Origin of the sequence: Weissella uvarum (assembly GCF_016908785.1) — a bacterium.
In the GTDB taxonomy this organism is placed as follows: domain Bacteria; phylum Bacillota; class Bacilli; order Lactobacillales; family Lactobacillaceae; genus Weissella; species Weissella uvarum.
This window is the reverse complement of record NZ_JAFBEO010000008.1, coordinates 47,574-54,438: the sequence shown is the minus strand read 5'-3', so window position 1 is coordinate 54,438 and position 6,865 is coordinate 47,574. Positions and strand designations below refer to the sequence as shown.

General features: G+C 40.6%; 5 protein-coding genes. All 5 read right to left on the bottom strand.

Going from position 1 to position 6,865, the window contains the following annotated elements; translation table 11 throughout:
• Window positions 1-391: 391 nt before the first annotated feature.
• The 5 genes from lysS to tilS all read right to left on the bottom strand — a co-directional run bounded on the left by lysS (window position 392) and on the right by tilS (window position 6,842).
• Window positions 392-1,876: a lysine--tRNA ligase gene (lysS, locus tag JOC36_RS08205; RefSeq protein ID WP_205146012.1), complete on the bottom strand. Its 1,485-nt coding sequence runs from the start codon at window positions 1,874-1,876 to the stop codon at window positions 392-394.
• Window positions 1,877-1,969: 93 nt separating this feature from the next.
• Window positions 1,970-2,902: an Hsp33 family molecular chaperone HslO gene (gene hslO, locus JOC36_RS08200; protein ID WP_205146011.1), complete on the bottom strand. Its 933-nt coding sequence runs from the start codon at window positions 2,900-2,902 to the stop codon at window positions 1,970-1,972.
• Between the two features lie 118 nt (window positions 2,903-3,020).
• Window positions 3,021-5,102, bottom strand: coding sequence for an ATP-dependent zinc metalloprotease FtsH (gene ftsH / locus JOC36_RS08195; RefSeq protein WP_205146010.1), 2,082 nt, complete (start codon window positions 5,100-5,102; stop codon window positions 3,021-3,023).
• Between the two features lie 60 nt (window positions 5,103-5,162).
• Window positions 5,163-5,759, bottom strand: coding sequence for a hypoxanthine phosphoribosyltransferase (gene hpt, locus JOC36_RS08190; RefSeq protein ID WP_239517571.1), 597 nt, complete (start codon window positions 5,757-5,759; stop codon window positions 5,163-5,165).
• Between the two features lie 105 nt (window positions 5,760-5,864).
• Window positions 5,865-6,842 carry a tRNA lysidine(34) synthetase TilS gene (gene tilS, locus JOC36_RS08185; RefSeq protein ID WP_205146009.1) on the bottom strand — a complete coding sequence of 326 codons (978 nt, stop codon included), beginning with the start codon at window positions 6,840-6,842 and terminating at the stop codon, window positions 5,865-5,867.
• Between the last annotated feature and the right edge of the window lie 23 nt (window positions 6,843-6,865).

Sequence of the window (6,865 nt, the reverse complement as noted above, 5' to 3'; positions counted from 1 at the left end):
AAACTCTCATTTTGTAGTTTGATTGTACTCAATCAATTTTGTTGTTTAACAGAAGTTAAACGAATTTACTAGCGAATTGACTTCGCAAATGTTTTTCACCAACTATGTTGGTGACCCTACACATTTGTTAATATCGAAACGATATTCAGTTTTCAATGATCTACTGTTAGACGGAAAGGATAACTCCTCAACGCAACTTTTATATTATAGCAACTACTAAAACCTACGTCAATAATTATTTCCAATAAGTTTTTTCGTTGTTGTTTTCATGTCGTCACTGCCTGTGACAACTCTTAAGATAATACAGATATCTCAAACCATTGTCAACGATTTCACGCACAAAAAAAGGACAATTAGAAAAACTTAACTAATCGTCCTTTTTCATTTTTAATTAACGCATTGTTGGGAATAACAAAACGTCACGAATTGAATCCGCATCAGTCAATAACATAACCAAACGATCAATTCCAATTCCCAATCCACCAGTAGGTGGCATACCATATTCAAGCGCTTCGATAAAGTCTTCATCAATACCTTCGGCTTCATCATTACCGGCAGCACGTTCAGCAGCTTGTGCTTCGAAACGTTGGCGCTGATCAATTGGATCATTCAATTCAGTAAAGGCGTTGGCGTATTCGCCACCATCAATAAAGAGTTCAAAACGATCTGTAAAGCGTTCGTCATCAGCATTCTTCTTAGCCAATGGTGAGACTTCAACTGGGTGACCGTAAACAAATGTTGGTTGAATCAATGTCTTTTCAACAAATGTTTCAAAGAATTCATTAATGATATGACCAACAGTCCAGTAGTCTTCATACTTAACACCATGTTCATCAGCAAGCGCACGTGCTTCTTCCAATGTCTTTGGCTCCCAGAAATCGACACCCGTCTTTTCTTTAATCAGATCGACCATGTGCTTACGGGCAAATGGCTTGCCTAAATCAATTTCAGTCCCTTGATAAGTAATCTTTAGATCATCTGATACTACTTTAGCAGCAGCCTTGAAGATGTTTTCTGTTTCAGTCATCACATCATCAAAGTCCCAATAAGCGGCATATGTTTCCATAACCGTAAATTCAGGGTTATGCTTTTGATCCATTCCTTCATTACGGAAAACACGTCCAATTTCGTAAACGCGTTCCATACCACCAACAATCAAACGCTTTAAGTGTAACTCTAGCGCGATTCGCATATACATATCAATGTCTAAGGCATTATGATGTGTGACGAATGGACGCGCTGAGGCCCCACCAGCAGAATTTTGTAGCATTGGTGTTTCAACTTCGATGAACCCATCCTTATTCATATAATCACGGATAGCTGTAATAATTTGTGATCGCTTATAGAAACGCTCATACGTATCATCATTAGCAATCAAATCCAAGTACCGTTGACGATACTTAGTTTCCACATCATTCAAACCATGATATTTGTCAGGTAATGGGCGAAGTGCCTTAGACAAATGCGTGATTTCTTCAACGTTAATTGAAAGCTCACCAGCACGGGTCTTCATCACAGTACCCTTAAAGCCTAAGATGTCACCCAAATCTGACTTCTTAAACCACTCATAAACATCTTCACCAACAACAGGCTTTTGGATGAACACTTGGATACGACCAGTGCGATCCTTAATATCAGCAAAACTAATTTTACCTGAACGACGCTTCGTCATCATCCGCCCAGCAATTTGAACTTCATGATGCGCAGCCTCTAAATCTTCAGCTGATGTTTCATCATATAATTCATGTAACTCTTCCGCAGTATGTGTGCGATCAAAACGGTGTCCAAATGGATCAATCCCCGCTTCTCGCATCTCGTCAACTTTTTGACGGCGTGCAAGCATTTGATCATTCAATGACTCTTGTTGTTCTGCCATGTAATCTGCCCCTATCTATTCTTCTTCAATCTGTTTAAAAAAACTATCTATTTAAGATTGCCAAGGCTGAGGTGATTTTGCAAGCTTAAACAACTACTTATCTTCATTTTCGCTAGCATTATCCTTGTTTTCATTCTGCTTAGCTTGCATTTCACTAATAATGTTAGCTAATTCATCAGCCGCAAAGTCAATTGTCTTACCAGTAAAGCGATCCATAATTTGAAGTCCACCATCTTGATCATGCATTGCTTGCAACTCATCAATTGGTAGTGTCTCCAACATCTGGGCATAACGTGCCTTTGACGTTTCAGGATATGGCGTTACGCGCGTACGATCAACTTCTTCTAAATCATCAGCGCCAAACAATTCATCGAGCAGATCCATTGGATTGTGTTGCTTTTCTAAGATATCACCAATGGCTGGGTAATCAGCCAATTTTGCTTCTAGCTTATCAAGGTCTTCGTCCTTGGCATCTGGCAAAGTTGAAACAATAAATCCTCCGGCCGCAATAACTTGACCGCTCTCATCCAAATCAACAGAAACTGCCACAGCAGAAGGAATCTGCTCTGATTTAGCCATATAGTAAGTTAGATCATCACCAATTTCACCAGTCACTAATTGTACTTTACCAGTGAATGGTTCCATGTCTTCACCCATATCTTTAGTCACAGTCAAATAGCCATCAACACCAACGGCTTCTCCAACGTTTTGTGACCCATCTTCTTTAAGTGGTAACTCAACTTCAGGGTTCGTGACATAACCACGCACTTGTCCTTCAGCTGACGTTTCAACCACAATCTTACCAGCAGGTCCATTTCCATCAATTGTCAAAGCTAAACGATCATCATCCTTCAACAATGCATTTGAAAGCAATAATCCACCAATTAAGGCCCGTCCTAATACTGTAATACCAAGTTCAGAAGTTTGATGATATTCTGAAACCTTCTTAATCATTTGTGTTGCATCAACAGCAATTGCGCGAAAAGCATTATCTTTGGTAACTGCACGTACTAATTCATCTGTCATGGGATATTCTCCTTAATTGATATACTAATTACATTTTAATCACATTATACGCTATTTCTAACGATTCTTTAAACCAAAAAAGGACTAATCTGCGATTAGTCCTTTTTATTGTAGCTAATTAGATTTCCTCATCATTTGAGTCTTTTGGCGTCATTTCACGCTTTGAATCATCTGATGAAGTTTGTGCTTCATCTTCAGCTAATTTGTTATTAGCAGCAGCACGAGCTTCTTCGTATGACATTGGTTCTTCATCATCTTCTTGAACCGGTTGTTCGTCTGGCATATGACCAGTTTCAAACAAGCTCAAAATCTGCTTTTCATCCAAAGTCTCATACTCAAGCAAAGCTTGTGCAATCGCTTCATGTTTGTCTTGATATTCAGCAATAATTGACATCGCTGTATTGTAACCATCCGTAGTCAAACGACGAACTTCATCATCGATGACCTTGGCAGTGTCTTCTGAATAAGACAAACCGTTTCGACCCATTTGAGCAGAATTTTGGTTTTCCAACTCAACCATACCAAGCTTATCAGACATACCATATTGCGTTACCATTGAACGCGCAATTTGGGTTGCTTGCTGGAAGTCATTTGATGCTCCTGAAGATTGTTGATTAAAGATGAACATTTCAGCAGCACGTCCACCCATCAAACCAGCAATTTGGTCAGTTGCATCTTGCTTTGACATCAACATTTGATCTTCACGAGGCAACATAATGGCATATCCACCAGCACGTCCACGTGGGACAATCGTAACCTTATGCACAACACGGGCGTCATTCAAAACTAAACCAACAATGGCGTGTCCAGCTTCGTGGTAAGCCACCGTACGACGTTCCTTTTCAGAAATCGTTCGGTCCTTCTTAGCGGGTCCAGCAATGACACGATCTTCAGCTTCATCCAAATCTTTTGGTGTAATCACTGAATGATTTTGACGTGCAGCTAGCAAAGCCGCTTCATTAAGCAAGTTTTCCAAATCCGCCCCAACAAAACCAGGCGTCTGTTTGGCAACTTCCTTCAAATCAACTGTTGAGTCCAAAGGCTTATTTTTAGCATGAACCTTCAAAATCGCTTCACGTCCCTTGACATCTGGTTGGCCAACCAAAATCTTACGGTCAAAACGACCTGGACGAAGCAACGCTGGATCCAAAACATCAGAACGGTTAGTAGCAGCCATCACAATGACACCTTCACTACCAGAGAATCCATCCATTTCAACCAAGATTTGGTTCAAAGTCTGTTCACGTTCATCGTTACCACCACCGGTACCTGAACCACGTTGACGTCCAACCGCATCAATTTCATCAATAAAGATAATGGCTGGCGCCACTTTCTTAGCATTTTCAAACAAATCACGTACACGACTTGCTCCAACACCGACGAACATTTCAACGAAATCAGAACCTGAAATTGAGAAAAATGGCACTTTTGACTCACCCGCAACGGCACGAGCCAACAATGTTTTACCAGTTCCAGGAGGGCCCTCAAGTAGGACACCGGAAGGAATCCGCGCCCCTAATTTAGAGAACTTCTTTGGATCACGCAAGAATTCAACAACTTCTACCAATTCTTGCTTTTCTTCTTCTTCACCGGCAACATCCTTAAAGCGGACTTTGTTCTCGCTTGGATCTTCAGGCTTAGCCTTTGACTTACCAACGCCCATGATGTTTCCACCACCACGTCCGCCTTGGCCACCTTGCATACCGCTCATCATCATGTAGAACAAACCAACCATTAGCAAAACAGGTAGCAATGTTACTAACATGGTTCCCCAGAAGTTAGATGGTTGTGGCTTAGTATTAACTTCAGTCTTAGTGTCAGCAGCATCCTTTTGGATTTCTGAAATCACACTACCATTACTTACAACTTCGGTTTGGAACTTCTTTGTCTTACTATCATTTGATTCAGACATGATACCATTCAAAAGGCTACCGTTATTCTTTTGGTTATCCTTTGAATCCGATTGTGCTTTACGGTACTCACCAGAGATTTCATACACTCCTGCTCCAGGTTGAACCGTCATCTTTTTGATCTTTTTGTCTTGTAAATCAGTCATGAACTGCGACGTCGTTGTCGCCTTAGTTGTTGTGGATTGCGTAGGTCCAGCAACCCAGTAGAACAAACCAAGGAATCCTAAGGCCAGGATGACGTAGAACAGACTGTTGCGAACAAAATTACCATTGTTCTTTGGGTTTCGCATCTATTCCTCCTACGAATACAACACTTCGTTGTATTCGATTAGTTTAATTTAACAATTATATTAATGGTCAGGTGTGATATCAGTTGTATCAACCAAATCAGCATGTTCGGGATCATAAACAGATTGCTTTAACACACCAACATATGGCAAGTTACGATACAATTGCTTGTAATCAAGTCCGTACCCCACGACAAAGGCTTTTGGTACATCAAAACCAACATAGTCCACTTTGGCGTCGACAACACGACCATCCTTTTTGTCTAACAGGCTAGCAACTTTAATTGACTTGGCCCCACGCTCTGCCAGCAATTCTTTCATAAATTGCAATGAACGTCCTGTATCCACGATATCTTCCATAATAATAACATCACGGTCATGAATATCTGTTTGTAGATCAACTACTAAGTCAACCTCACCACTTGAGGCAATCCCTCCGTGATAACTTGAGACATCGATGAATTCTGTTTCAGCATATTGCATATAACGCATTACATCAACGGTCCACAAAACAGCTCCCTTTAATACAGAAATAATAACAGGAGTCCGGCCTTCATAATCAGCGGCTAATTGTTGCCCAACACGCTTTGCGGCCTCAGCGATGTCTTCTTCACTATATAAAACGCGTTCAATATCGTTATTCATGTCCCATTGGTTCATGTAGTTGTTCTCCTAAAATCTAATCCACCTATCGTTACACAGCTTTAAGAGTAACACAAATAAAACAGAATGTTTAGCAAAATTAACAAAACACCAACAAGTTCTTTAACCAATTTTAACTAAACTGATATACCGCCCTTTTCGACGTAATACATCAACTTGATTTAGACGAATTTCCCCACTTGAAATACTTGGATTTCGCATCATTTGAATCGCTTGTTTAATTTGGCTGTTTTTAACTGAAAAACAGCCTTGTTGATTTAACCAACGTTGCAAAATAATCTCTATCGCTGCGTCTGGCATTTTCCAATCAAAGGTACCCTCAGCTAACTGTTGATAATAAGTAGGCAACTGTTTTTCTAATAAATATTCCATACCAGCTAATTGGTCAGCAAATTCCTCAAGGTGCTTAGTCGTTTGCTGATTAATCTGCTCTAGCTCGGGCATCACAGCATTTCGAATCCGATTACGGGCAAATTGATTGTTTTGATTTGAGCTATCCGTCACCCATGTAGATAAAGGTTTATCAATAAGCTTATCAAGCGAGGCTTTAGGTATCCCTAAAAACGGGCGGATTAAAGCCAATCCATCATTAAGCTTTACACTAGCTTGCATCCCCTTTAGCTGAGTGATATTACCACCTCGGACAAGTTTATATAAAATCGTCTCAGCTTGGTCATCTTGATGATGCGCAGTTACTAATTTATTAGCACCAATCGCCTTAGCTTCATCAATGAGCGCAGCATACCGCCGATGACGCGCTTGCTCTTCCACCCTAGTTGTCGGCGTTTTTTCCCAGTCTAAGCGTACAATTTTTGATGACCAAAGGTTTTTTGTTTGATCAAGGCTTCGGCGCACACTGGCTTCTTCAGCCGCCGCATCCGGTCGTAATTGATGATTAACATACAATACACTGACTTTCGGTTGTAAATCTGCTGGCAATTGTCCATTGGTCAACCAAGCCAACAGGATTGAAGAATCATGCCCCCCCGAAAAAGCAACTAAAAGATGATCATCTGCATCAAACAGTTTAACTTGACGAACATATTCAATTAATTCACGCTGCCGTTTGTTCATTGGCATGCTTAATCTCCTTAACTCTACAT